Below are 25519 nucleotides of genomic sequence, written 5' to 3'. Positions count from 1 at the left end.
AATTGGATGGCTTATTGTTTGATTCTGTCTTAATAAGACTCTGTTGAAAGTTGAGAAGCAAATACAAAGAAGCCAGCGTGTCGCTGGCTTCTTGTTTTAAACATCAAATGATGAATTTGCTAATTAGCGTTCACATTAACCGTTCTTAGGCGGTGTGAATGCTGTTAGCTCTAGCACTGGACCTTCGTACTTCTCGATACGAACCAATGCAGAGTTCGCCGCACAACCGTTCGCAAGGCGAGAGGTTGGAATATCGAGCGTAAGAACGTTACAGCCACCGTTTTTACAGATGCCTGTTTTCGGGTCTAGATCTGGCCAACCACCTTCGTGGATACATACTGAGCCTTGCTTGATGCCATCAGTCACCAATGCACCAACCAGAACTTGACCACGGCCGTTGAAGGCACGAACAAGATCGCCGGTCTTAATGCCACGCGCTTTTGCGTCTTCTGGGTGGATAGAAATCGGCTCACGGTCAGCAATCGCGTACTCTTCACGAATCTTCGCGTAGTTGAACTGGCTGTGTAGACGATGCGCCGCGTGCGCTGTCATTAGCTGAAGTTCACCATCGGTTGCGTTACCCGTGTACTCTGTTGGCTCCATCCATGTTGGGTGTGGAGGACAGTCTTCTAGCTGGTAACCTTCAATCGTCTTAGAGAAGATCTCGAACTTACCACTTGGCGTACCTAGTGGGCTCATAATTGGGTTTTCACGGAATTCAGCGTAACGAACGAACTGCGCGTTCTTCTCGTTCCACTTTCATTTCGATCAACTGGTTATCTTCCCAGAACTTGCTGAAGTTTGGCATTGCGATGCGTTGGCCACGACCGCCTTGCTGAGCGGCTTTGTAGAAACCGTACAACCATTCCATTTCAGTCTTGCCTTCGGTGTAAACATCACGACCACCCGGAGCAAGCAACTCTGCCATGTCCGCGAATACATCAAAGTCGTTACGAGCTTCACCTTGAGGCTCAACCACTTGCTTCATCGGCACTAGGTGTTGGTTACTGTAGTCACCTGTCATGGTCATATCGTTACGCTCGAACGATGTGGTGATAGGTAGAACAATATCCGCGTGCTTCGCTGCCGCTGTCCAGTATGGTTCAGAGATAACGATAAGCTCTGGTTTTTGCCACGCTTTGATCAGACGGTTAGTGTCTTGGTGGTGAGTAAAGTTCGCACCGCCTGCCCACCAAATCATCTTGATCTCAGGGAACGTTAACTCATGACCATTGTGGTGGTAGCTCATACCTGGGTTTTCTAGTGCTTCAACAATACGTGCCACTGGGAACGCGTTAACAGAACCAGAAACCGCCCAGTCGTTACCTGCAGAAGAACCGCCGCCTAGAGACGCAGAAATAGCAGGAAGTACACCCGCATCACGTGAAGGGTTACCGCCGTTTGAGTAGTGGTAAGAGAAACCAAAACCACCACCCGGTAGACCAACTTGGCCCAGCATAGTTGCTAGCGTTACCAGCATCCAGTGACGTTGCTCACCGTATTGCTGACGCTGCATACCCCAGCCCGCCATTAGCATTGTGCGGTTTTTGCTGAAGATGTCTGCAAGCAGCTCAAGTTGCTTAACTGGCACGCCACAAATCTTAGATGCCCATTCTGCTGATTTCTCAACGCCGTCTTCTTTACCCATTAGGTAAGCTTCGAATACGTCGTAACCTGTGGTGTATTTCGCTAGGAATTCTTTATCGTGCTTACCTTGTTTCACAAGCGTATGCGCGATACCCATCATCATCGCCACGTCCGTCATTGGATGCGGAGCAATCCACTGTGCGTTGTCACCGAAGAACTCGATGGTTTCTGAACGCATTGGATCGATAGCGATAACCGTCTTACCTGACTTCTTCAGCTGATGGAAGAACTCAAGGCCCGCACAATCTGTTGAGCTCCAAGCGATTTTCAGTGTATTAATTGGGTTAAGACCCCAAAGCACCACAACGTCACTATGCTCAAGAACCACTGGGTAGGTCGTTTGCTGTTCGTAAACTTCAATAGAACCTACCACGTGCGGCATGATCACCTGCGCAGCACCCGTAGAGTAATCACCAAGGTGACCTGAGTAACCGCCCGCCATGCTCATGTAACGTTGTAGAAGCGTTTGTGCTTTGTGCAACACACCACTTGAACGCCAGCCGTAAGAACCAGCAAAGACAGATTCAGCACCGTGCTCTTTACGAATGCGCATGTGTTGTTCGTGAATCAGTTTGTAAACTTCATCCCAAGACACGCGAACGAATTCATCGCTACCACGCACGCCTTCTGGCGCTGATGGGTTTGCCAAGTAGCCTTTACGTACCATTGGGTACTTAACACGAGCTTTAGTATGAACTTGGTCAGGGCCCGTAGTTTGAAGACTGTTTGGTACCGTTTGTGGCAATGCGTTTGTGGTTGAAACCAGCTTACCGTCTTTTACTTCACACAGCATTGGGCCCATGCGACCCGCTGTAAGTACACCTGAACCACGCTTATCAGACGCTAGTGCGCTCATTGGCGTCAATGAAGTGAAAGCCAGAGCACCAGCAGTTAGACCAGTGCCTTTTAGAAATCCGCGACGAGTTAAATTAGTCATAATCTTATCCTTCTATTTCTCTATTAGTGACCAACCACATCTTTCGCGTGGTGCTGGAAGAACTTAGTCAAAATTTCTAGGTTTTCTGCTGAAATATCAGTGCGATCACCCATACTCTTCGCTACAGGACCCCATGCGTTCACAGTAAAGTGATTTGAAGGAATTTTCGCGTGACAAGTTGCACAGTAAACGTTGTCCAACTCTTCTGCGTATGACCAAACCGGCTCTAGCGTATCAACCACTGGAGAATCGATCGTTGCCGTTAGAGAAACAGGACGCCACTCGTTGCCGTATACGTCTGCTTTGAACTCGCCAGCTTCAACTGCTTGTTGGCCTTGTTCAGATAGTGTTGCAACAATCGCGCGTTGACCTTCACCCATGTAAAGCACTTGCTCAGCGCCTTTCATTTGGAATGCATTGATCTTCACAGTGCGGTTGTCACCTTCCGCTTTTACAACGTTCAGTTTGGTTGTTGGATTCACCGTACCAAAGTCACCCATGCTGATAGACGTCACTGGGTAAACCACTTTCGCGTCGGCTGCTGTTTTGGTAGTGAAGCTCATCAGTGTTTCAAACGCCTTGCTATCAAGTTCCGCTTCTGGAGCGAAGTGCGCTACACCTTTGTGACAGTCGATACACGTTTGGTCATTCGCTTTGCCGTATGCGTGCATCTTCGCCGCATCACGTGATTGCTCGAACTCTTCCATTGCATCGAAGTCGTGACAAGAACGACAGGTTGCCGAATCGTTTTCACGGAACTGCTCCCAAACCATCTCAGCAAGTTCAGTACGGTGTGCTTCGTACTTCTCTGGCGTGTCGATCTTACCTGTTACAAACTCATGGTAGATGTCTTTTGAAGCGCGGATCTTAGTGACCAAGTAATCCATTGGCTCTTTCGGAATGTGACAGTCCGAACATTCTGCGCGAATACCTTTGGCATTACTGAAGTGCACTGAGCCTTGGTACTCTTTGTAAGGGATTTCCATAGAGTGACAAGAGAGACAGAACTCAGTGTCGGATGTGTAATGCATCACTGCTGCGGTGCCACCTAGAGTTAGCCAGCCCACACCAATACCCACTGCCACCATTGCGGCGATATAACGTTTTTTAATTGACATAATTAGAAATAAATACTCACAAATTCACATGCTTTGTCGCATATTTACCTCTTTAGTAGTATCTGGTAATTGATCTGAGTCATACGTACACCCTAGGTGGTGACTTATTTTTCGTTATTGAGAGACTCCTTGGCATATTCCATTTTTCTGAAAAATCTTTCTTGACCGAACCTATTCGTCATAACGATAGATGTTGTTTATCAAAGCACTTTTGATATGTTTGTGTGAGATATGAAAACTCGATCACATGGAGGCGATTCAAACGTGTTATCTCTACCCATTTCCACCCCAAGAACTGAGCTTAAACCGCTAACGAAAAGTGATTGGGGTCTGTATCGCCGCTTGAGTAGCGAACCACAAATCATCGCGCTTTGTTTTGACTCGCCGACCGAAGACGAAATGCGCCAAAAGTTCGACTCACGACTACCAGCATGGACACCCCAAAGCGAGCATTGGTTATGTTTGGTGATTTATGAAAAACAAAGCGCACGACCAATCGGCATCACTGGCTTTGTGTTGCAAGATGGTATTGCAGAAGTCGGGTATTTATTGCTGCCAGAATTTTATGGCCAACAGTTTGGTACGGAATCCCTTACCGGTGTGATTGAGTGGGCATTTGAGCAGCACAAAATTTCTCAGTTTTCCTCCACGGTCACAGAGGGCAATATTGGCTCTGAGCGAGTGCTGGAAAAATGTGGTTTCCAACTCACCGAGACCATCCCCGAAGCCTATGAAATAGGCGGGAAAAAGTACGCAGATAAGCTCTATTCATTACAAAAATAATATTCACGACAAATAAATAAGGACGTGTTTTGCATAAAGTAGTCATCATCACAGGCGCAAGCCGAGGCATCGGAGCCGCAACCGCCAAATTACTCGCCAAACAAGGCTATGCCGTATGCGTTAACTATCGCGCGCAAGCCGAGGCTGCCGCGCAAGTTGTTCGTGAGATTGAGGAGGCTGGCGGTAAAGCCATCGCCATCAAAGCGGATGTTTCCGATGAGCAGCAGGTACTCTCATTGTTTGAACAAGCCGAACAAGCACTCGGAAAAGTCACTCACCTCGTCAACAACGTGGGCATCTTATTCACCCAGTCTCGTCTTGCGGACATGAGCCTTGAGCGATTCCAAGCTGTCATGAACGCTAATGTGACGAGCTGTTTTCTTTGTTGCCGAGAAGCAGCAAAACGATTTGAATCTGGCAATGCGATTGTTAATGTCTCCTCTGCTGCATCCCGCTCTGGTGCGCCGTTTGAGTACGTTGATTACGCCGCTTCTAAAGGTGCAATGGACTCGCTCACCAAGGGATTATCGTTAGAGTTGGCGGAGCAAAACATCCGCGTAAACGGGGTTCGTCCCGGCTGCATTTATACCAACATCCATGCCGATGGCGGCGAGCCGAATCGAGTCGACAGGCTCAGTGAAAAAATCCCTCTCAAGCGAGGAGGCACGGTAGATGAAGTGGCCAATGCCATCGCGTGGTTACTCAGTGATGAAGCTTCTTATGTCACAGGTTCGTTTATCGATCTAGCTGGCGGAAATTAAGGAACAGTAATGAAAATCAGATCAGCGACACCCGACGATCTCAATGCGCTCTTTGTATTAAACACGCAAATTAGCGAACTTCACTTTCGTCATGCGCCACACACTTTTGTACCACCTTCTGAAGAAGACAGAACCTTTCTCGCAGATGCGCTGGCCGATGATGCTCGATTGGTGCTCATAGCCGAAGAAGGTCAACAAGCACTTGGCTTTATCACTGCGACCATTACCCAAAATGAAACTATCAGCTTTTTAATCAAAGACCTGATTTGCCGCATTGGCACCATCGTCGTCGATGAAAATCAGAAGTCAAAAGGCGTTGGCCGAGCCTTAATGACGGCCGTTGAGCAGTGGGCACGCGAGTCAGGTGCAACTCAAGTCCGCTTGGAAGTCATGGAGTTTAACCACAATGCGCAGCAGTTTTACGACAAACTGGGCTTTGTTCCCAACTCCCGTCTTATGATGAAATGTTTGTAACGATCACGGCATTTAAGCGAATTTCAGCGTTAAAGCTAACGTGAATCGCATTTATCTTTCGCGCTTTCCTTCCCTTTTCGAAAAGACGATATGATGTACGAATAAAGGAGATTCGAACATGATTTATCTTTTCGATTGGGGAAACACCTTGATGGTCGATTTTCCTCACGCACAAGGAAAAATGTGCGATTGGGAACACGTTGAAACCGTTCCTCAAGCCAAAGAGACTCTGGCTCAACTCACACAACATCACCAAGTTTATATCGCGACCAGCGCATCAGATTCCGCGATGGAAGATGTTCAAAAAGCCTTTCAACGAGTCGGGCTCGACCAATACCTTTCTGGCTACTTTTGCTTTGCAAACCTTGGGATTACCAAGAATCAGCCTGATTTTTATCTTGCGGTCGCAAAACAATTGGGCGTTGAGGCGAGCCAACTTACCATGGTTGGCGACTTACCAGAAAAAGACATTTACCCAGCAATGGATGCAGGGTTAAACGTCGTTTGGTTCAATCCTCAAGACCTCCCAATACCAAGCAAACCCATCCCAAATCAAATACGTTGTTTGTCCGAGTTGCTAAGCACCTGAACTACATACGCACAAATACAGTTGAGCCACTAAACTTTATGCACCAATCAAGGAAGATGAATGCAGATTAGACCGATTACCGTCAACGACATTGACCACTTTATTTCGCTCTGGAATCGCGTTTATGAGGAAGGAGAATACTTACGCTCGCCAGCGCCAAACAAAACGATGCTGAGGGAGGTAATCACTCGTGTGGAAAAAGAATCCATTCCCCAATTTGTGGCCTTCGATGAAAAACGCCTAGTTGGCAGTATCGAAATCTTCCCGGCCGAAATGTGTGGCTACGAAGGAGGTGAGTTCGCTAAAACGGGCATTCTCGGCATTCATATTGACCGCCACTATCGAAACCAAGGGTTAGGAAAAAAGCTACTCACCACCGCCATTCAAAGCGGTTGGCAATATGGCTATGACACTATTGCGTTGAATGTTTACAAGACCAACCATCCTGCGATTGCTTTGTATGAGAAGTTTGGCTTCGAGCATTGTGGCGAGTTAGGTGAAGTGCTACTGCCTAACGGCAAATATCTGATGAGTCAGAAAATGGTCTTAAAGCATCCGTAAGTTGATTCTAGTAGCAAGACCACATTGCCTTTGCGATATACTGATCGGAACCCAATATTTACCGCGTACTTGTGATGATTGAATATAAACCCTTATCGCCAAATCAAATCCCGATGGCTTTGCTATTAGAAGCCGATCCAGACCAAGACAACGTTAATCGCTATCTTGCAAATTCATTGAGTTTTGTTGCGGTGGAAGAGAACCAGATCGTCGGAACATGCGTGGTGCTTCCGCTTTCAGAAACGCAGGCTGAAATCATGAACGTCTCAGTCGCACCTACGCATCAACAACGTGGTATTGGCTCAAATTTATTGCGATTTGCCATTGAACAGTTAAAAGGCCAATCTTTTCAAAAGTTGATATTAGGAACGGGGACGTTTGGTTACCAACTGACTTACTATCAACGCTTGGGTTTCAGGGTAGAGAGCGTGGATAAAGATCACTTCTTACTCCACTACCCAGAACCAATTTGGGAGAACGGTATCCAGCACAAAGACATGTTGCGTCTGTATCTAGACCTTTAAACATAAAGGCTTAGTTAGCTTTTCATATCTAGCTTTTTACCCAAGTATTCAATTTCAAAAGTCGCATACCCAAGCTGTACCGCTTCAAAAGAGTACATCAGGTTTTGCGCCTGTTGGGCATCTTTCGCCAATACGGCGACGGAGTAAATCGGACGCTCAACACCATTCTCCAACACTTGGGTATTGATGTAAGACGACGTGACTAAGCCGGAGTTGTTCAAGCTGATCACTCGCTGGAGATCGACACCCAATACACGGTCCATTTCTAACGCCTCAATGCCCTCTTTCCAACGCAACGTCACTCTGTAGTTATCACTTTCTGGCGTGTTGTCTAACCATTTGGCGCCTAGTGGTTGAATGCTCGCGATCTTCACCAAATCTTGCTGGTACATAGGTAAGTCCTGCAGCTTAGTGGCGACTTCCGCCTCGTTATCAGCCGACAACACGAAACGCAAAATCTGTACTGGTTTACCATCAATACTGCTTGGTAAAACAAACATGTCTTTCACATCACCTTGTTCGATCAGTTGGCTAAAGGCCGCTTTCTGTTCTGGCAATGTTTTGAGAACCAGCTCCGAATCATTGGTGTTCCAAGCCAGCTCCACACCATAATCAGCAGCAAAGCTAGAGAAAGAAGCCACAGTCAGCGTGCTTAATAGAATGATTTTTTTCATAAGGTTACCTCTCACTTAACGATTTTCTTTTTTGCTTCAATATAAATTCAATGTTGTGAATTGCTTGATTACCAACGACTGCGGTATGCGCGATGGCAGCTTCGGCAAGTGCTCTGAGCTTGCTTAAGTCCTGCCTCAGCCGATGAAACTTGTTGGTTCTGCGCAGCTTGATACAACTGTGCAAACCCTTCATCCATTTGCAGCATCAAGCGATTGAAGTTATCTGGTTTGCTCCACACTTCTTTCTTCGCTTTGCTATCAACTTGGCTTCCCTCTGGAAACGCTTGTTGCAGTTGCGCGCTGTGACGAGTGAGTTCAAGACCAATCTGTTCTAGCGCGTGCCAATCGGTATTGCTGCCTTTCAATGTCTTACCGGCTTGTTTCGACAGGGACTCTATTTGCTCAAATGCATTCTGACGCGATTCAATTTGAGCGCTGAAGTCTTGGGCAAGCACTGTTGTTGATACAAAGATGGTCGGTAAAAGTGCAATCAGTGACAATGTCTTTTTCATTTCATTCTCCTGGTTTTTCGTTATTGCTGTCTGGTTGCAAATAAATTTACATAACAACCATTGCATAAGCAACTATTGTTATGTAAATTACCTTAAAGAAGATCATCACACCGAGAAAAGATCGAGGTAATTATGAAAATTTGGGATTTGGCAACGCGACTTTATCACTGGGCTCAAGCCTTACTGTTTATCGCTTTGATGGCATCTGGGTTGTCTGGCAATGGACCTCATATTCAATTGGGATTAGCGTTATTCACCTTATTATTATGGCGATTGGCTTGGGGAGTTATCGGCAGCGAAACCAGTTTGTTTCGACAGTTTCTCCGCTCGCCGAAAGGTGTCATTACTTACTTAAAAGGTAAATCGGCGGCGACTGTGGGTCATAATCCTGCAGGCGGCTGGATGGTGGCGACATTACTGACGACATTGCTGCTTCAATGTACCTCGGGAATGGCGCTTGGTGGCTTATTCGATACGTGGCCATATTCCGATGTTTGGCTTAACGACAACGTGTTTGCAGGGCTTGAGTGGTTACACCTGACCTTGGCCGATCTTTTGCCTTTACTGATCGCCTTACATGTTGGTGCGATCCTTTTCTATAAACTAAGAGGTAAACCCTTGTTGAAAGCGATGATCACAGGTAAACAAACCCAAATGAACAAGCAAGCGCTCATCACGGAACAGAAAATTGTCTATCTCGCGCCGCAAAGCCGTGCTTTAGGGGTGCTAGTTGCTGCAACATTGGTTACCATGGCAATCGTTGCCTTATCATGAGAGTAAGAAAATGAGCGAACAGTTTGACAGACAAGACAGCTTTGGCTGGATGATCAATGTCGTTGCACACGATGCAGCTAAACGATTTGAAGCCGAGCTCAAAAAGCACGGACTTACCGTTGCACTTTGGCCGACCATGATGTGTTTGTGGGAAGAAGAAGGCGTGACGCAGCGCGATATCGCAGCGAAATCTAAAGTAGAAAACTCGACCACGACTCGTACCTTAGACAAGTTGGAGAAGTTAGGTTTGGTAGAGCGCCATCCCGATCCAAACAGCCGCCGCTCGTTCCGTATTTATCTAACGGAAGAGGGACGAAGCCTCAAAGAAACCTTGGTGCCAATTCCACTGGCCGTCAATAAAGAGCTGATGAGTCCGCTAGAGCCAGCAGAACAAAAAGAGATGCTTCGCTTGCTAAAAAAGTTGGTCGCAGAGATTTAGCGCTTCGCTAAGTTTTTCCAACCTAAGAATAAACAAAGCCCCAAGTTCTGCACTTGGGACTTTGTACTTTTTTGCTCGCGTCAGTTTGCTTGATGTCTAGCAACCTTCTGTAACATGCCCTCTAACCACCGAGCGCGTAGACGCTTGATTAACGTAATAGAAATAGCACGCTTCACGCTCCAAGGTGTACCCTTGCGGCCAAATATACACCACACGATCTAAACCAGAATGATCAGCGAACTCATACTCAGGAATCGCAACAAAATAGGCACTGTTTGGGAATTGATTCCCCATAATGCAAAAATCGCTGCCTTCACACGGCTTATCAATGGGTGAGTTGCCTTTGGCAGGCAAACCAATCTCTAATAATGCTCGTATGCTATTTGCACTGGCTTCTGGCATCCCACTGAGCATGTTCACTTGATGATCAATGTACGTGATTTGTCTACGCTCCTGCGCATCATCAATCATCACTTTGGCATGGAAGAACTTAAGAGACGTCCCCAGAGAAGACTGTGAACTGTGCAGCATAGAAACGTAGGCTTGACGGTTAATATCGAGCAGAATTGGCAAGGCAGCGAGAGCGATGGAACCCAAGGTTGCTAAGACGATGGTGATTTCCATCAACGTAAATCCTTTTGTTTTCACTTTTGACTCTCAGCATACAGACAAATGATAGGGGTTCGCTCCCACATCCATGTGAGAACCGAGCCAATATATCGCTGAAATTACGCAGAGAAACGCGCAAATGATAAGAAAAAACGAGGGAATCGAGAACTTGAGAGTGACCGCCAAATTACCTTGAAAAAAGCGGCGAAAGTAACGTAGAAATTCGACTGAATTCAAAACCTTGAAGCACACCAAAAGCCAATAAGTGACTGTTTCTAAAATAAGAATTTGGCTCAGTTAATACTTTTTATGTATTCAAAAATGTCATTTACTTGCTTTTCACTCAGCACAGAGTTGAATGGTGGCATTGCACCGCTTTGACCATTCTCTCCTTCCAATACCGTCCCTATCAACTCCACTTTTGTTCCGAATGGGTTGGTCAGTTCATCAAAAATGTTATCGGGCTTGATGTTCGTCGCCTTGGTCACCAATCCGTCACCATGCCCTTTATCACCATGACAAGAGACACAGTAAGATTCAAAGTGCTGCTTACCCGCAGCAAGATCAGCTTCGCTATATTGGTTGTCAGTGAACCATTTGTAACCCGCAAAACCAGAACTGGAAGCAAGTAATAACAAAACAGCAGAGAAAAAGAATTTGCGCATGAGAGCCCCTTGTCTTCGTTTAATCAATGAAGACAAGGTAACGAGGGGGATGTCGAAAAAGTGTTGATTAGGCGTTGAGCAACGGCACGTTATTGCGGATTAAACCTCGGCGTACGCTGGTGCACATTTTGCCGAATCGGCGGATTTCATCAAACTGAGGCGTGATACCGCGATCCATTGCAGATTCCCAATAGCTCAGTTCAGAATCGACCATTTCCAACAGTTTTTTAGGGCAACCAATGCATTTACCCTCAGGGCCGCAAACAAAGGTCTCCGATTCATAAATCGGCAATTCTGCTTTCACTTGTTCAATGATATTGCGCATCGCGCTCATTCGATCTGGCTTGACGGTCATCATCCGACTCCACAAACATGTAAGGAGCCGGATTGTACTCTCTGGCACGCAAATGTCCCTACCTAATTTAGGTATATTTTACGTTTCTGCTTTGCAACCTTTGATTTAAACATTGGTAGCTCAGGCTTTTTCACCACTAAGTAGACCGCCGTCGCCGCTAATACAAAGCCAATAATGCCCATCCAATCAAACGACTCACCGAAGGCAAACCAAGCTTGAAGCGCCGTGGTCGGAGGCACAAGGTAGAACACAGAAGCAACACTCGATGCCGCGCCATTTTTCACCATGTACAGCAACAACAGAATCGCCACACAAGACAGCACGACCACAAGCCAGATTAAAGTAAGAATGAATTCCGTCGTCCATTGCACCTGCATGGTTTCAAACTGCATCGCGAGTGGCAGGAACATGGCCAATGCCGCTAAATACTGCACGGTCGCGCCGCCTACCATATCCACTTGTTGGCAATATTTCTTTTGATACAAAGTGCCAAGCGTAATACCAAATAACGACGACAAGCAAACGCCAATCGCTAAGGTTTTGTGCAGATCGGATTGCCACTCCATCTTACCCATGAGCACCATAGCAATACCGACAAAACCTAATGAAAGACCAATCCACTGTGATGGTTTGAACTGCTCAGAAGCGAACGCCACCAGCAATACGGCCGTTAAAATAGGTTGTATACCGACGAGTAGCGAACTTAAGCCAGCCGGCATCCCCAAACTGATGGCAAAGTACGTCCCGCCTAGGTAAAAGCCGTGAATCAATATCCCGACAACGCAGCTGTGCCAAAAGTCTTTTCCCGCTGGAATGCGACGACGCAGAAAGGCCACAATCACCAAAAACAGCAGGACATTAAACGCCATGCGAATCGACAACAAGGTCGCAGGCTCGGCATACTGCAAACCAAATCGCGCACCAACAAATCCAGAAGCCCAAAGGATCACGAACACAAAAGGAATGGCTCTGATTAACATGATTCGCCCTCACTCTACTTACTTTTAAATCTTGAATGTTTTTAATCTCGAATGTTGCTAATGTAGTTAGGTACAGTGTTTTCAAAAAGTGACAGATGGAAGTGTTTTTATGGGTACAGATTTAGCAAGTACACTTGATGCCAATAAGTATTTGATCGTCGAGAAGCATCTCAAACAAGCGATCAGCAATGGGGTTTATCAGCCAGACGACAAGTTGCCCTCCATCCGTCAATTGAGCACTGAACTCAAGGTAAGCAAGAACACGGTGATCCGCGCTTATCAGGAGCTAGAAGCACAAAGCATGGTTTACTCGGTGCCAAAATCTGGTTATCGAGTAAAGCCAACCGAGCGACATGAAGCCAAGATCGCTAAGCCTACGCGTGTGGATTTGCTCTCGGTGTGCAAACAAATCCTCACCTACCCCGAGTATCAAGAGCTGCTTCCGACAGGTTCAGCACACCCGAACATTGACGCGCCAGCCATCAAAAGTCTATATGCCGAAATTGGCCGCCAGAGTCGCCAACAAAGCCATATTTCCAGCCATTATCAATTGCCACCTGGTGATGATTTATTGGTCAAACAGCTGGCGAAGATCACCCAAGATCTGGGAACGCCAGCAAACGTGGATGATCTTTTGGTTACCCACGGTGCACAGCAAGCGATCAGTCTTGCCCTTAGAGCAACAACACAGACAGGGGACATTGTGGCGGTGGAATCACCCTGCTATTTCGGCAACTTATTGATGCTCGAATCCCTCGGTTTACAAGTGGTTGAGATCCCTAGCTGCCCTCGTGATGGTATGGATCCAGATGCGCTGGAAAAGGCCATGGCGACGTGGGAGATCAAAGTCATTATTGTCACGCCAAACTTCACCAACCCAACAGGCTCAATGATGCCTCTTGAAAGACGAGAGCGACTGCTTAAGGTTTCTGGAGATATTCCAATCATTGAAGATGATGTATTTGGCGCGTTAAGTTACGACGAACCCTTGCCAAGCTTGCGCAAATTGGACGAGAAACAACGGGTGATTTACGTCAACTCCTTATCGAAAACGCTTGATTCACGCCTTCGTATTGGTTGGATGCTAGCGGGACGTTATCGCGCTCAAGTCGAGCAATACCTGTTATGTGAAAACATGGGCAGTTTGAACTTGATGCAATCGGCGGTGGGCACTTTCCTAACCTCAGGTAAGTACCGAACTCACACTGCGCGTATGTGCCGTGTTTACCAATCCAACGTAAGACGATATTTGCAGATGCTCAATCAATGCTTGGATGCACACTTTGAGCTAAAGAACCGCTATAAAATCAATGCAGTACAAGGTTCATTCTTGCTTTGGTTACGCTTGCCACCCAAGACTGACAGCTATGCGCTTTATCAAGCCTGTAACGAACACAAAATCAGTATTCTGCCCGGCTCGGTATTTGGCACTCAGGGACAGTATCAAAACTGCATTCGTCTCAGCGTGGCGAACTATGGAGCGGAGAAAAACTGGCTCCCTGCGATGGAAACGCTTGCAGCACTGATTGCTCAACATGCCAAGTAGTCGCTCCAGACGTTTCGTTCCCAGCATTCCGTTCCAAACATTCAGCGCCAGAAACAACAAAGCCTCCGCAATTGGGCTGTCTCTTGATCACAAGTCTAGTGATCAAGAGACATTGCGAGTTCGTAGCCTTCAAGGATGGTTTGTAGTTTAAACCATCCTTCCCAAAGTGCCTTTATTGAAGCTCTGCCCGTCCTCTTGGTATCTTTCCAACCGCCTAATTTAGCGAGATTCTTGTACGCCCAGCCCATATCCGGCGTTTCTTTAGGTAACGTCTTACTTTCTAGTTTCAACCACAGCAGCTTCCAAGCTTTTTTGCCCAAGACCTTTTCACAACTTTCTGTTGATAGCTCATCAACCTCTTTAATGAAGCGTAACGCCAATAAACGTGTCGCAACAAAGGCATAGATGACACTTAACCTCTCTAAGTTACCTTTACTTTGGAGTCTTAGTGACTCCACATCCGTACCTTCACTTTTCCAGACTTTATGGAAGTCTTCAATCAGCCATCGACGCTCGTAATAACCGATAATTCTCATGGCGTCTTCAGCGTTGTTTACTGGCTCCGACGTCAAGAGGTGCCATGCTAACTTGTCTTTTGATGTCCCTTGCTCAAGGCAACCAACATAATAAACAGGTATGCCTGCGTGCTCCTTTTTGTTTGCTGGAGCCTTTAATGTCACCTGACCATATTTAACATCAAGATTTACATCTCTCGCTTTTCTTCCTCCTTTTTGGGGGATGGTAAGCTCTTTTGTCTGGACGCTTGGTAACGCTTGCGCATAGTCGTAAAGCTTTTGAGCGTGCTCTTCTAGACAGCGGCTTTGCATTGAACGAACGACAAAACGCTGCTGATGTTGACGTTTATAAGTTAAGTATTCGAATAGGTCAGCTTCTCGGTCACAGACCGAGATAACATCTAACATCTTATCCCCTAGGCGCTCAACGACACGGCGAGAAGCTTGCTCCCATTTGTAACTCTCTTTCTCCTCGTAAGGACGAGTCGCGTGTTGGTGCTTTTGCCCACGCTTAGTAATATCTCGGCTCCATCGTTGTTGCTCTATAAGACCAACAATGGTCTGACTTTGTGGTGCAAAAAGTAACGTCGAATGTACATGGAGAGCTCGAATTCTGTCGCCTTGATTCGTGTGCCCGAGTTCATCTTTTATACTTCGATGAGGAAAACAGAGCGTTGTTGTATCTTCAAGCGCGAGTAATTCCTCATGCTCGTTAGCTCGAGATACCGTTGATTGAAAACCTGCTTCAGCGATGTCTTTTGCATCGATGTTTTCATTGCGGATAAAGCGATATGCCCCTTCCATATCGGCGGGAGAAAAAGGAAGTTTAGCCACGGAGACTCCTGGTTGATTAGCAATGGAAGTCGCTAAACTGATGAGGCGTTGTGTTCTTCGAGGGTCTTTAAGTTGTGCTTGTCCAAATTGTTCTTGTGCCCAAAGTTTAGCGTCTGAGTGTGTCATCTTAGTGTTTCAGTAAGGATTCTTAAGTGATCAGAGCGCACACACGTTAAAGAGTTCAAAAAAATCCCCAAGCTATAAGCTTGGGGATTTGTGTATAAGAGACAGCCGCAATTGGGAGGCTTTGATATGAGTTCTCTGAGCTATCTGCTCAACCAAACACGGAGTGTTAGCGAGGTAATTGCCACAATCTGGCTACGTTTTCAGCCAAGTTCGCAAGGTTCACCTCCGCCTCTTCCAAAGCTTCTGGCAAGCTCATTGCGCGTGGTACACATACGAATACCGCGTCAATGCCACACTCGTAGACGGCTTGGAAGTTATCACCTGTGCAACCTGCTAGGGCAATGACAGGCAAACCATATTCTTTCGCCACTTTCGCCACACCCATTGGTGTCTTGCCATGCACGGTTTGATGATCAATACGACCTTCACCAGTAAAGACAATATCAGCGTCAGCTACATGCTCTGCGAGTTTTACGGTCTCTAGTACAATCTCGATACCCGGCTTCAGTCGTGCTGGTAGGTAACCAAGCAACGCCGCGCCCATACCACCGGCAGCGCCTGCGCCCTTTTGAGTCAGCACATGCTTGCCTGTCACTTGCTCTGTCAGTTCGCCGTATTTGCTTAGAGCAGAATCTAACAGCTCAACATCCGCCGGCATCGCCCCTTTCTGTGGGCCAAAAATCGCTGACGCACCTTTCTCGCCACACAATGGGTTGTCCACATCGCATGCTACCAGCACTTCGCAGTGCGCTAAGCGAGCGTCGAGACCAGATACATCAATGCTTGTTAGCTCAACTAAACCGCCACCGTTAGGAGTGATTAGCTGACCAGCACTGTCTAGAAACTTAACACCTAAAGCCGCCAGCATACCCGTGCCGCCGTCATTGGTTGCACTGCCACCCAAGCCAATAATCAAGCGTTGAATACCGCGATCAAGCGCATTCAAAATTAACTGACCAGTACCAAAGCTGCTGGTGTTTTTCGGGTCACGTTGCTCACTTGGCACAAGGTGCAAACCACTTGCCTCTGCCATCTCGATCACTGCGGTTTCACCGTCACCTAGAATGCCGTAAAACGCCTCGACATCATTGCCAAGTGGGCCCTTTACGGTCACGAAAACCTGCTCACCCTCAGTCGCATCAATCAAAGATTGAACTGTCCCTTCACCACCATCAGCAACAGGCACCGTAACGAATTCTGCATCGTGCCAAACACGAGACAAACCCGTCTTGATCGCGTCACTCACTTGCTTGGCGGTCAAGCTCTCTTTAAACGAATCTGGGGCAATCACAACTTTCATTTCATTCTCCTGAAAACAGCACGCTGCGAGGAACAAGTCGCAGGTCATCAATGTGGCTATTCTCACTTAAAAATTCGGCACATTCTTTAGTCAAACATCCAAATAATACTGACTATGCCTGAATTATTTTGTGCATTTGCACAATTAGCTAATTTAGCTTTCTTAACTGGCTTGCGATATAAAGCTCGGTCAATCCCGTAAAATCTTGCGTCGAAATGCCCGTCACTTCACTGATTTTATCCAGACGATATCTCAAGGTATTTCTATGAATATACAGAGCCTTAGCACAATCATTGGCATTACCATTGGATTGAAAATACGCCTCCAAAGTTTTTATCAACTGTCCAGATTTGTCTGCCGAAACCAAAGCTGCCATCGCTTGAGCGAGTTGTTCACCTTGCCAAGAATCGGCTAAAGGGGCGAGTAACACAGGTAAGCGGTATTCAGAAAAGCTCAGCATGGTTTGTTCTGGATGAGAGCGACGACCGACAGCAAGCACCTGCTTGGCACTTTGGTAGGAGAGAGGAAGCTGCTGTGCGCCATCAAAACGTTGCCCAATCGCGAGACGGACATCATCAATTTGATTAGCAGTTAAGCGGCGCTGAATGCTCTCGAGCGCACTTTGGTCACCATTCGAAGAAGAACGTAAAGACTTGAGAACGACAATTTCATTCATCGACATGATCGCCACCAACGGCTTATCTTCAGAGCGATACAGCACGTCAACTAGGCCGCGCACGCTGTTCAAACTAACAGGAGCATTCTCTGCTTTAAGCTCGATCACGACAGCAACTCGTGGTGTTGTTAAATCGATGGAAAGACGCTGCGCCCAATCGTGGTGCTCAGAATCACTAAGTTGTTGGTTCAACCATGCTGAAACAAACTCTTCTTGATGGCGTCGATCCCATTGCAATTGCTCCACCAGCGAAGCTTGTTCAATCGTCAGTTCCGCTGTCATCTTCACTAACTGAGCGAACGCTCGGATGTGTTCAGGGTTACCAGTCACACCCACCACGCCAACGACTTCACCTTTAAAGTGCAGCAGCATATTGATGCCCGGTTTCACGCCTTGCAATGATTGGCAACTTTGCTCATCCAACTCTAACGAGTCACCATGATTCAGCGCCAGCACTGCACCATCGTGCTTTTGACCAATACGCTCAGCATCACCGCTACCAATAATGGTCCCTGCCGCGTTCATCACATTGATGTTGTGACCAATGATCGACATGGTGCGATCGACGATTTGCTGCGCGAGTGTGTGGTCGAGAATCACCATTTCCGTTCCTAAAATCTCCACGATTGAGGCGTCAATAAATCACACTTTGTCTTCTATCGCCATGATATTGAACTGGTATCGACGCCAAAGTGTTATACCGACCAATTAACCTTAAATAAATTATGGCTATTAACCCAAAAAGTCCTTCATCACTGCTTATACTTATAACCGAGCCACCCAAGTTTTTATGCTTGGCGCGACTTGAACCGACAACCAAACAGTGACCGGAGGGAAACCATGGAACTGCGGAACAAGGCGGGCGACATTGCCAAAATTGCTGACAACCTCACCCTGAAAGAAATTACCGAAATGGGCTACACCGTTGATCTATGCGATGAAGCCTTTGACCCAGGCGAGCATTGGAAAGCAGAAGGGCAAACGCAAGGTATGGGCGAATACCCTGAGCAATAGTCTCTAAATACGCTTCTAAAAGACAACAACCTTTCAGCCGAGTGAGTCATCGCTCGGCTTATTCGTCATCCAATTGCTCGTAGACCACTTCCCCTCTCAATATAGTCATAAGGACACGAGCTTGGGCTATCTCTTCCGCTTTCAACTGGGTGATGTCTTGATCCAATACAGCAAAGTCTGCTGATTTCCCGATATCGATTGAGCCAATTTCCTTTTCTAAACCCAAGCTGTAAGCCGGATGAATCGTGTAGGCATCAATCGCAGCTGAGACGTTTGGCAATCCGGTTTCGCCCATCACCAAGCTATTGGAGATGCCGACCAATGGGTTCAAATCATGCACATTCCAATCGCTGCTTAACGTCACGTTAGCTTCGGCATTATAAAGCGCGCGCAGGTTCATCAAGGCTCTCGCTCGCTTAGCACCTAAGAAAGCTTCTGCCCATTGGTGATCATGATAAGCCACATAATCGGAGCCAATTTGAAAGTCTGCCGTGACACCTAACTTGGCAAACCTTGGCACGTCTTTGCTGTTCACCAACTCGACATGCGTCAAAGTGTAACGTCGCTGATTGCCCTGACTGCGCACCTTCTCAATTGCATCGAGTGATTCACGAATACCACCGTCACCGATAGCATGAATATGAGCGCTATAACCCAGTTTATCGAGCTTGCTTAGCCATTCAGGCATCGCTTGTGGCGAAATGTAATTCAGCCCATAAGGAGAATCAGGCAGGTAAGTATCAAGATAAGGCGTAAGGGTTTTGGCAGTACCATTGATGAAGATGCCATCACTGTACATTTTGACTTGGTTCACCAGCAGCAAGCGAGAGATGTCGTCGGACTGAATGCCTTTCAAATACGACAGTTGAGAGTCCATGCTGTCAGTCGGATAGATCCATGGTCGCAAAGAGACACGAGCGGTCAGATCACCTCGTTTTTCGCTCTCTTTCCATACTTCATACCAACCTCGCTTCCAGTACATTCTCCCATCACCAATAGTGGTAATGCCGTAAAGCGCAGCTTCTTCTAATCCCGTCAACAAACCTTGGTAGCTCACCGCAAATTGCGCACTCATGCTGTTCCAAGCCAGTTCCATCACTAAATCACCAGCGTTATCAAGCAAGATGCCATTCAACTCACCAGTATCAGGATCTTTGAGAATACGGCCGCCTTGCGGATCAGGTGTGCTTTTATCAATGTTCGCCGCTTTCAGCGCAGCCGAGTTAACCCACATCGAGTGAGAGGTTTGCTCCATTAACACCACTGGCGTCTCAGGAAATACTTCATCGATTACTTCCAAAGGTGTGCGCTGGTTTTCTTCCGACAAGGTCGCATCAAGCGTAAAACCGTACCCCATCAACCATTCGCCATCTTGGACAAACTCTTTACAGTCTTGCAGTTGTGGGATTTGCTCATCCAACAAGGTGCCAGCTTGCAACAAGCACGTACCGCCTGCTTCGGAAGCCGCCTCAAACACATGATTGTGGTTATCGACAAAACCTGGCAACAAGTAGGTATCAGTCAAATCCACCACTTCCGTGCCCTCACCAACCCACATTTGTGCCTTGGCTTTATCGCCAACAAAAGCAATCCGTCCATCATGCACGGCAACAGCGTCTGCTTTTGGGTGACCATAAATACCAGCGTTGATGTACACCACGTCTGCGGTTTGTTCAGCAGCATTCGTCCACGCGCTAAATACAGGCAGCAACGCAGCACCAAGAATCAGTCTATGAGGAGTTAACATGACACCTTCCGTTGTATTCGCTAACACATTGAGTATATGCAAATTGGTTTAGTTTGCTGTTCTACTTCGTAAAATCAGGGCTAATCGATTCATTTTTGACCTTCTCAAAAATAATATATAGAATATCATTCCGTAACTTAATGAGAGGTGAAGAATGAGTATCGAAAAAACGCTAGATATCGTCTGTAATACCAATGATGACAATAAACTTCGACGTATGCTCACCAATGCGAAAAAGAGTCTCAACAAAGATGCGAACGTAGTCGTTAATGCAATCGAAACAAAACTCAAGGCCAAATCACCTCAAACTAAAGAGTTCGTTCCACCTAGCAACCCATATGCCGTTGAACTTCAAGCTATTGCTGAAGAAATGCAAAAGAAGTACGTATTAAAATTCAATACTCTAGAACACAACAACGTAAAGACGGGTGGCGCTAGATTAAACGGAAACAGAAAACTCGACTTCTACTTGCGATACAAAATGGATCATGACCACGCAGTTGGACTTTGTATTGTTCAAGAGCACAACGAAAACGTCCCCCACATTCGAGTTTATCTCGGTACAGGAGCAAAAAATTCTCCGATATTCGAACGCGAATATAGCGAAAATGCATTGGCTGATGCAGCTCAACGTTATGAACAAGAACTGCAAAAAGTCTTAACCAAACAGGGGATTTAGTAATGAGAAAATACGACCAAGGCGATTTATGCCCTCATTGCGGTTTGATCATCATGATGCCAACCGACCTCTCAAACCAATGTTTAGGGTGTGGTAAAGAGATCAATCAGCATCAAGAATCGGATGAAGACGAGTAAAGCGCAGGTCTTACTCTGATTTGCTCGCTTGTGTTTCCTTCACAAATAAGTACATCTCTTCAAGGTAATTGCCATTTGCGCAGCCCCAGTCACTCACTTCAATAAATTCTTTGAGTAATTGATGACTCTCATCGCGAATCAGTTTTTGGCGAAATGAGTTCCATCGAGCCAATTCCAAGCGGTTCTTATCAGATACATAATGGTCGCCATAGCTTTCAATAAGCTTGTTGTAAGCGCTCCAACGTTCTTCTGGCGTCACTCCTTCACTCATAATGACGGCGCAGTTTTCCTCGATATTAAAAACTTGGTCATTGGTTGGTGTTGTTGCTGAACATCCCACCAAGGTTAGCCCCATTGTTAGAGCTGCGATTCTTGTTTTCATTATTGTTTTCCTTACTTTCAGCACCACTGCGAAAGACCGAATTTTATAAATAGAGAACGGCCATTACTAATCAAAAACGGAAAAATTTTGTGACTGACGTCTGCACATGTAAAAAGTGCGGTAAATTCCTGTTTACAAGCCATAAACATGGCAAATGGATTTCGCATTCCTTTCTGCTACTTATGCGTGCCATAATCAATGACGATAAAAACCTCAATAAAGCAAACATTTGAAGGATCAAAATGACTGCAACGGAATACCTAAACGACCTCAACCAACGTTACCTCGCTATCCATCGCACCAAAGAAGATTTCTTTTGGGAGACGTACATGGGCATCAGCGACGACCACGATGGTTCGACAAAAGCACAAACCGCTTGGACCAATTTCTTAAGTAACGCCGAGCAAATCTCAGCTATCAAAGCGCAACTTGAAGCGGCTGAAACAATCACAAATCCACAAGAGAAGCAGCAAACGCAAATTGGTCTGCAAGGCTGGTTGGCAACGTTTGAATCGCATGCAATTGAAGGCGAACAAGCTCAAGCGCAAAAAAATGCTCTGATTGCATTTGAAGCCGAGTTGTTCGAGAAAAAGCAAAATCACGTTCTGACATTTACCAATGAAAATGGTGAACAAGCCGAGGGCTCTTTGCCAGTATTATCTTCGACCATTCGCGCCAATAATCACGAAGAAGTGCGTCAATCTGCGCACCAAACGCTGCTCGACCTTGAGCAATGGTTGCTGCAAAACGGCTTTATTGAGCTGATCAAACTGCGTAACCAATTCGCACGTTCTTTAGGCTACGAGACCTTCTTTGATTACTCAGTGAAGAAGACGGAAAAGATGAGCTCAGAACAACTGTTCAGCATCTTAGATGACTTTGAACAGCGCACGCGCGATGCTCACCTAAACAGCTTGGCAAACCTTGCTGAGCAGAAAGGTCAAAGCGCACTGACTGGCTACAACTTTGTGTACTCGTTCGCGGGTGATGTCATGCGTGACTTAGACCCGTACGTACCGTTCTCAAAGTCGCTACGTCGCTGGGTGGAATCGTTCGGTCGTCTTAACATCGAATACTCAGGCGCAGAACTGACGCTAGACCTGCTTGATCGCAAAGGCAAATACCCAAATGGTTTCTGCCATGGTCCTATCCCATCGTTCTACAACCAAGGCGAATGGGTTGCCGCGCAGGTGAACTTCACCAGTAACGCGAAACCAGACCAAGTGGGCAGCGGCTACGATGGCATCAATACTCTGTTCCACGAAGGCGGTCACGCTGCGCACTTCGCTAACGTTAAGATGAACGCGCCGTGTTTCTCTCAAGAATTCGCACCAACTTCCATGGCATACGCAGAAACACAATCCATGTTCTGTGACAGCCTGCTAACCGATGCCGATTGGCTCAAACAATACGCGTTGGACGCAGAAGGTAACCCAGTACCGGATGAGATCATTCAAGCGATGATCAACAGCCGTCAGCCATTCAAAGCGTACGAAGAGCGCAGCATTTTGGTTGTGCCGTATTTTGAACGTGCGCTTTACCAATTAAGCGATGAAGAGCTGACGCCAGAGCGCATCACTAAGCTGGCACGCGATTGTGAGAAGCAAATTCTTGGTTTGGAATGCAGCCCACGCCCATTGATGGCAATTCCACACCTTCTGTCTGATGAAGCAGCGTGTGCCTACCACGGTTACTTGCTAGCACACATGGCGGTTTACCAGACTCGCGCTTACTTCCTCGACAAGTTTGGCTACCTGACTGACAACCCAGAGATTGGTCCGCTACTGGCGAAACATTACTGGCATGCGGGTAATCACCTATCGCACAACGAGACTATCGTTAGCCTAACGGGTGAGGGCTTTAACGCTAAGTATCTGGCTGACGTGTGTAACTTATCGCCAGAACAAGCATGGGAAGTTCAGCAGAAAAAAATTGCCTCGCTGCAAACTCGTGAACGTGCCCCAGTGGCGTCTTTAAATGCCAGCATCAAGGTGGTGGATGGCAGCAAAGAGCTTGCGAGCAATACGGTCTCAGACGAGCAGATGTGTGAGCAGTTTGAGCGCTACATCCAAGAGACTTACGGTCGATAAGCCAAACCAAGAGCTGGGGGTATTATATACCCCTAGCTCTTTTTCTATCAGGGAAGCAACCATGTACCAAGATATCCTGATTTTCTGGTTTGAAGAACTGGAACCAAAAGACTGGTTTGTGAGTAATGCCGACGTCGATAAACAAATCGAAACACGCTTTCTCACTACCTTAGAACAAGCCGCTCAATCTGAGTTATTTGGCTGGCGAGACACAGCGCAAGGCCGTCTGGCAGAGATCATCGTGCTCGACCAATTCTCTCGCAACGTTTACCGCGATACGCCCAAAGCGTTCGCTCAAGATGCTCTCGCGCTTGCTTTGGCACAAGAGGCAATTCGTCTAGGCTTAGACCAAGAATTGACGGACGTTGAACGCAGCTTTTTGTACATGCCATTTATGCACAGTGAGTCTAAGCGGATTCATGAAGAGGCAGAGAAGCTGTTCAAAGCGCTGGGTCGAGAATCGAACTACGAGTTCGAACTAAAGCATAAAGTGATCATCGATCGCTTTGGTCGCTACCCGCACCGCAATGCGATTTTGGACCGTGATAGCACCGCAGAAGAAGTGGAATTCTTACAACAGCCGGGTTCCAGTTTTTAAACACAGCTAGCACAAGATTGAAGTTCGATTATCAATTTATATTTGATAATAAATCAATCATTGTGCTGTTTATCATTTAGTGATTCGCGACTAATCTTTACCTCGTCAACACGATACATCACGATCAACAGAGGATTTCCATCATGGCTAAATTGACTATCGTCGCTAACATCATCGCCAAAGCAGACCAAGTAGAATTGGTAAAAGCCGAGCTACTTAAACTGATTGATGTCACTCGTGCCGAAGAAGGTTGCATCAACTACGACCTTCACCAAGATAACGAAAACCCAGCGCATTTCACTTTCTACGAAAACTGGGAATCACGCGAACTATGGCGCACGCACATGGACAACGAGCACCTAGCGCAATACATGAAAGCAACTGAAGGCGCGGTAGACACCTTCACTCTAAACGAGATGTCGCACATCGCTTAACGCCTTGTACAACGCAGCACGCACTAGAAAGCCAGCAACCATCACCTTGCTGGCTTTTTGTTATTCTCTCGCTTGTTCTCTCTTCCGAGCGACTCAAAGCAAGCTTATGAAAACATGAGCAAGATCTGATTATCTCCCCATTAAGACTGGCAAGATTTAAAGCTACTCACCCTTCGCTGTATCAAAAGGTCTTGCATGAAGTTAGACGCCGTATTGTGGGATTACGATGGCACCCTAGTAAATTCTGTTCCGAAAAATATCGACATCACCAAAGCGATATTGTCCGTTGTAGCACCGCACCTGACCGGGGATAACTTGCCGAAATACCTACGCAGTGAAGTGGATTACCATCATGCCAATCACGGGGCGAAAAACTGGCAAGATCTGTACGTAAACTACTATGGTCTGTCCCATGATGAAATGCTCATCGCGGGTACCATGTGGGCTGAGCACCAAGAGCAAAACCAAACACCAGTGAATCTATTCAGTGGCATTACCGATGTAGTGAACGCGTTCGAACACCTGCCACACGGCGTCTGCTCTCAGAACTCGCAATCCAACATTCGTAACGTACTCAGCGCCAACCAAATCAATACACCGTTTAAAGCTATCGTGGGCTACGATGATGTGTCTAACGGGCATCAAAAACCGGATCCTTTTGGCGGCATTAAATGCATCGAGTCCATCTTTGGGCACTCTGATAAACAACTGCTGATGTACATTGGTGACCACGAGGCAGACACGCAGTTTGCGCGTAATATCGAGCATCAGTTAGGTGGCAGCTGCAAAGTGATTGCCGTAGCAGCGGCGTACAGCGGCGCTCAACCAGAGCACTGGAACGCCCAGCCCGATTATGTGGCACATCAAGTGGAAGACTTGCTCGGCATCATTGGCAAGTACGCTTAGCCTCTCTCTATAAACGCGAAACTAAAGAAACGCGAAGCTAAAGCTCTTAAATACACAGTAAGACACAAAGCCTTTTGCTCTCTTTCGGCTTTGTGTATCGTACTTGCCTTACATCGCTTATTTAGCGTGTAGA

Annotated in this window: 28 protein-coding genes and 1 pseudogene; 16 read left to right on the top strand and 13 right to left on the bottom strand. The window is 46.7% G+C overall.

Annotation, left to right across the window (positions count from 1 at the left end; translation table 11 throughout):
* Positions 1-135: 135 nt before the first annotated feature.
* Positions 136-2584, bottom strand: a pseudogene (locus KJB05_RS18860) (molybdopterin guanine dinucleotide-containing S/N-oxide reductase).
* 23 nt (positions 2585-2607) lie between these two features.
* Entirely contained in the window at positions 2608-3702 is a 1095-nt protein-coding gene (locus tag KJB05_RS18855) for a NapC/NirT family cytochrome c (RefSeq protein ID WP_009706835.1), read from the bottom strand.
* A gap of 231 nt (positions 3703-3933) precedes the next feature.
* On the opposite strand from KJB05_RS18855, the gene KJB05_RS18850 reads away from it, so the two are divergent.
* The 6 genes from KJB05_RS18850 to KJB05_RS18825 all read left to right on the top strand — a co-directional run bounded on the left by KJB05_RS18850 (position 3934) and on the right by KJB05_RS18825 (position 7394).
* On the top strand, positions 3934-4485 hold the full coding sequence (locus KJB05_RS18850) for a GNAT family N-acetyltransferase (RefSeq protein WP_208446072.1): 552 nt from the start codon (positions 3934-3936) through the stop codon (positions 4483-4485).
* Between the two features lie 29 nt (positions 4486-4514).
* Positions 4515-5246 carry an SDR family oxidoreductase gene (locus KJB05_RS18845; RefSeq protein WP_208446073.1) on the top strand — a complete coding sequence of 244 codons (732 nt, stop codon included), beginning with the start codon at positions 4515-4517 and terminating at the stop codon, positions 5244-5246.
* Positions 5247-5255: 9 nt separating this feature from the next.
* Positions 5256-5720 (top strand): GNAT family N-acetyltransferase, encoded by a 465-nt coding sequence (locus tag KJB05_RS18840; RefSeq protein WP_208446074.1) that lies wholly within the window; start codon positions 5256-5258, stop codon positions 5718-5720.
* A 118-nt stretch (positions 5721-5838) separates the two neighbouring features.
* Positions 5839-6309, top strand: a complete 471-nt coding sequence (locus KJB05_RS18835; protein ID WP_208446075.1) for an HAD family hydrolase — start codon at positions 5839-5841, stop codon at positions 6307-6309.
* A gap of 60 nt (positions 6310-6369) precedes the next feature.
* Positions 6370-6870 (top strand): GNAT family N-acetyltransferase, encoded by a 501-nt coding sequence (locus KJB05_RS18830; RefSeq protein WP_208446076.1) that lies wholly within the window; start codon positions 6370-6372, stop codon positions 6868-6870.
* 74 nt (positions 6871-6944) lie between these two features.
* Positions 6945-7394, top strand: a complete 450-nt coding sequence (locus KJB05_RS18825; RefSeq protein WP_199481702.1) for a GNAT family N-acetyltransferase — start codon at positions 6945-6947, stop codon at positions 7392-7394.
* Positions 7395-7408: 14 nt separating this feature from the next.
* Here KJB05_RS18825 and KJB05_RS18820 read toward each other — a convergent pair whose 3' ends face one another.
* Both KJB05_RS18820 and KJB05_RS18815 read right to left on the bottom strand, forming a co-directional pair.
* The gene (locus KJB05_RS18820; RefSeq protein ID WP_208446077.1) at positions 7409-8068 is read right to left on the bottom strand and encodes a hypothetical protein; all 660 of its coding nucleotides are present in this window, start codon (positions 8066-8068) and stop codon (positions 7409-7411) included.
* Between the two features lie 68 nt (positions 8069-8136).
* The gene (locus KJB05_RS18815) at positions 8137-8580 is read right to left on the bottom strand and encodes a cytochrome c (RefSeq protein ID WP_208446078.1); all 444 of its coding nucleotides are present in this window, start codon (positions 8578-8580) and stop codon (positions 8137-8139) included.
* A gap of 132 nt (positions 8581-8712) precedes the next feature.
* On the opposite strand from KJB05_RS18815, the gene KJB05_RS18810 reads away from it, so the two are divergent.
* Entirely contained in the window at positions 8713-9354 is a 642-nt protein-coding gene (locus KJB05_RS18810) for a cytochrome b/b6 domain-containing protein (RefSeq protein WP_208446079.1), read from the top strand.
* 10 nt (positions 9355-9364) lie between these two features.
* The gene (locus KJB05_RS18805) at positions 9365-9793 is read left to right on the top strand and encodes a MarR family transcriptional regulator (RefSeq protein WP_005435347.1); all 429 of its coding nucleotides are present in this window, start codon (positions 9365-9367) and stop codon (positions 9791-9793) included.
* A 96-nt stretch (positions 9794-9889) separates the two neighbouring features.
* On the opposite strand, the gene KJB05_RS18800 is transcribed toward KJB05_RS18805, so the two are convergent.
* The 4 genes from KJB05_RS18800 to KJB05_RS18785 form a co-directional block, all read right to left on the bottom strand.
* A complete protein-coding gene (locus KJB05_RS18800; RefSeq protein ID WP_208446083.1) occupies positions 9890-10417 on the bottom strand; it encodes a hypothetical protein in 528 nt (175 codons plus the stop codon).
* Between the two features lie 278 nt (positions 10418-10695).
* Entirely contained in the window at positions 10696-11067 is a 372-nt protein-coding gene (locus KJB05_RS18795) for a c-type cytochrome (protein WP_208446080.1), read from the bottom strand.
* A gap of 67 nt (positions 11068-11134) precedes the next feature.
* Entirely contained in the window at positions 11135-11422 is a 288-nt protein-coding gene (locus tag KJB05_RS18790) for a hypothetical protein (RefSeq protein WP_009706824.1), read from the bottom strand.
* A 62-nt stretch (positions 11423-11484) separates the two neighbouring features.
* A complete protein-coding gene (locus KJB05_RS18785; protein ID WP_208446081.1) occupies positions 11485-12402 on the bottom strand; it encodes a DMT family transporter in 918 nt (305 codons plus the stop codon).
* 109 nt (positions 12403-12511) lie between these two features.
* Here KJB05_RS18785 and KJB05_RS18780 point away from each other — a divergent pair, with 109 nt between their 5' ends.
* On the top strand, positions 12512-13948 hold the full coding sequence (locus KJB05_RS18780; protein ID WP_208446082.1) for a PLP-dependent aminotransferase family protein: 1437 nt from the start codon (positions 12512-12514) through the stop codon (positions 13946-13948).
* A 95-nt stretch (positions 13949-14043) separates the two neighbouring features.
* Here the strand turns inward: KJB05_RS18780 and KJB05_RS18775 are convergent, their stop codons facing one another.
* The 3 genes from KJB05_RS18775 to KJB05_RS18765 form a co-directional block, all read right to left on the bottom strand.
* Positions 14044-15423 carry an IS4 family transposase gene (locus KJB05_RS18775; RefSeq protein WP_213053097.1) on the bottom strand — a complete coding sequence of 460 codons (1380 nt, stop codon included), beginning with the start codon at positions 15421-15423 and terminating at the stop codon, positions 14044-14046.
* 166 nt (positions 15424-15589) lie between these two features.
* Positions 15590-16723, bottom strand: a complete 1134-nt coding sequence (locus tag KJB05_RS18770) for a glycerate kinase (protein ID WP_208446022.1) — start codon at positions 16721-16723, stop codon at positions 15590-15592.
* A gap of 148 nt (positions 16724-16871) precedes the next feature.
* Positions 16872-18002 carry a sugar diacid recognition domain-containing protein gene (locus KJB05_RS18765; protein ID WP_208446023.1) on the bottom strand — a complete coding sequence of 377 codons (1131 nt, stop codon included), beginning with the start codon at positions 18000-18002 and terminating at the stop codon, positions 16872-16874.
* A gap of 237 nt (positions 18003-18239) precedes the next feature.
* On the opposite strand from KJB05_RS18765, the gene KJB05_RS18760 reads away from it, so the two are divergent.
* A complete protein-coding gene (locus KJB05_RS18760) occupies positions 18240-18413 on the top strand; it encodes a hypothetical protein (protein WP_009706819.1) in 174 nt (57 codons plus the stop codon).
* A gap of 58 nt (positions 18414-18471) precedes the next feature.
* Here KJB05_RS18760 and KJB05_RS18755 read toward each other — a convergent pair whose 3' ends face one another.
* Positions 18472-20160, bottom strand: coding sequence for an amidohydrolase (locus KJB05_RS18755; RefSeq protein WP_208446024.1), 1689 nt, complete (start codon positions 20158-20160; stop codon positions 18472-18474).
* A 154-nt stretch (positions 20161-20314) separates the two neighbouring features.
* Between KJB05_RS18755 and KJB05_RS18750 the strand changes: the two genes are divergently transcribed.
* Together KJB05_RS18750 and KJB05_RS28885 are read left to right on the top strand one after the other, a co-directional pair.
* Positions 20315-20839, top strand: a complete 525-nt coding sequence (locus KJB05_RS18750) for a hypothetical protein (protein ID WP_208446025.1) — start codon at positions 20315-20317, stop codon at positions 20837-20839.
* A gap of 2 nt (positions 20840-20841) precedes the next feature.
* Positions 20842-20976 (top strand): hypothetical protein, encoded by a 135-nt coding sequence (locus KJB05_RS28885; protein WP_258070486.1) that lies wholly within the window; start codon positions 20842-20844, stop codon positions 20974-20976.
* Positions 20977-20986: 10 nt separating this feature from the next.
* Here KJB05_RS28885 and KJB05_RS18745 read toward each other — a convergent pair whose 3' ends face one another.
* On the bottom strand, positions 20987-21358 hold the full coding sequence (locus KJB05_RS18745) for a hypothetical protein (protein ID WP_033005074.1): 372 nt from the start codon (positions 21356-21358) through the stop codon (positions 20987-20989).
* A 242-nt stretch (positions 21359-21600) separates the two neighbouring features.
* On the opposite strand from KJB05_RS18745, the gene KJB05_RS18740 reads away from it, so the two are divergent.
* The 4 genes from KJB05_RS18740 to KJB05_RS18725 all read left to right on the top strand — a co-directional run bounded on the left by KJB05_RS18740 (position 21601) and on the right by KJB05_RS18725 (position 25386).
* Positions 21601-23448, top strand: a complete 1848-nt coding sequence (locus tag KJB05_RS18740; RefSeq protein WP_208446026.1) for a M3 family metallopeptidase — start codon at positions 21601-21603, stop codon at positions 23446-23448.
* A gap of 61 nt (positions 23449-23509) precedes the next feature.
* Complete coding sequence (locus KJB05_RS18735; protein ID WP_208446027.1) at positions 23510-24046, top strand: DUF924 family protein; 537 nt, start codon at positions 23510-23512, stop codon at positions 24044-24046.
* A 143-nt stretch (positions 24047-24189) separates the two neighbouring features.
* Complete coding sequence (locus KJB05_RS18730; RefSeq protein ID WP_005435368.1) at positions 24190-24480, top strand: putative quinol monooxygenase; 291 nt, start codon at positions 24190-24192, stop codon at positions 24478-24480.
* A 195-nt stretch (positions 24481-24675) separates the two neighbouring features.
* Positions 24676-25386 (top strand): HAD hydrolase-like protein, encoded by a 711-nt coding sequence (locus KJB05_RS18725; protein ID WP_208446028.1) that lies wholly within the window; start codon positions 24676-24678, stop codon positions 25384-25386.
* Positions 25387-25519: the final 133 nt, after the last annotated feature.

It is taken from the genome of Vibrio sp. B1ASS3, from assembly GCF_905175355.1.
GTDB classification, from domain to species: domain Bacteria; phylum Pseudomonadota; class Gammaproteobacteria; order Enterobacterales; family Vibrionaceae; genus Vibrio; species Vibrio owensii.
The sequence above is the reverse complement of the archived record's forward strand: the minus strand, read 5'-3'. Positions and strand labels throughout refer to the sequence as shown.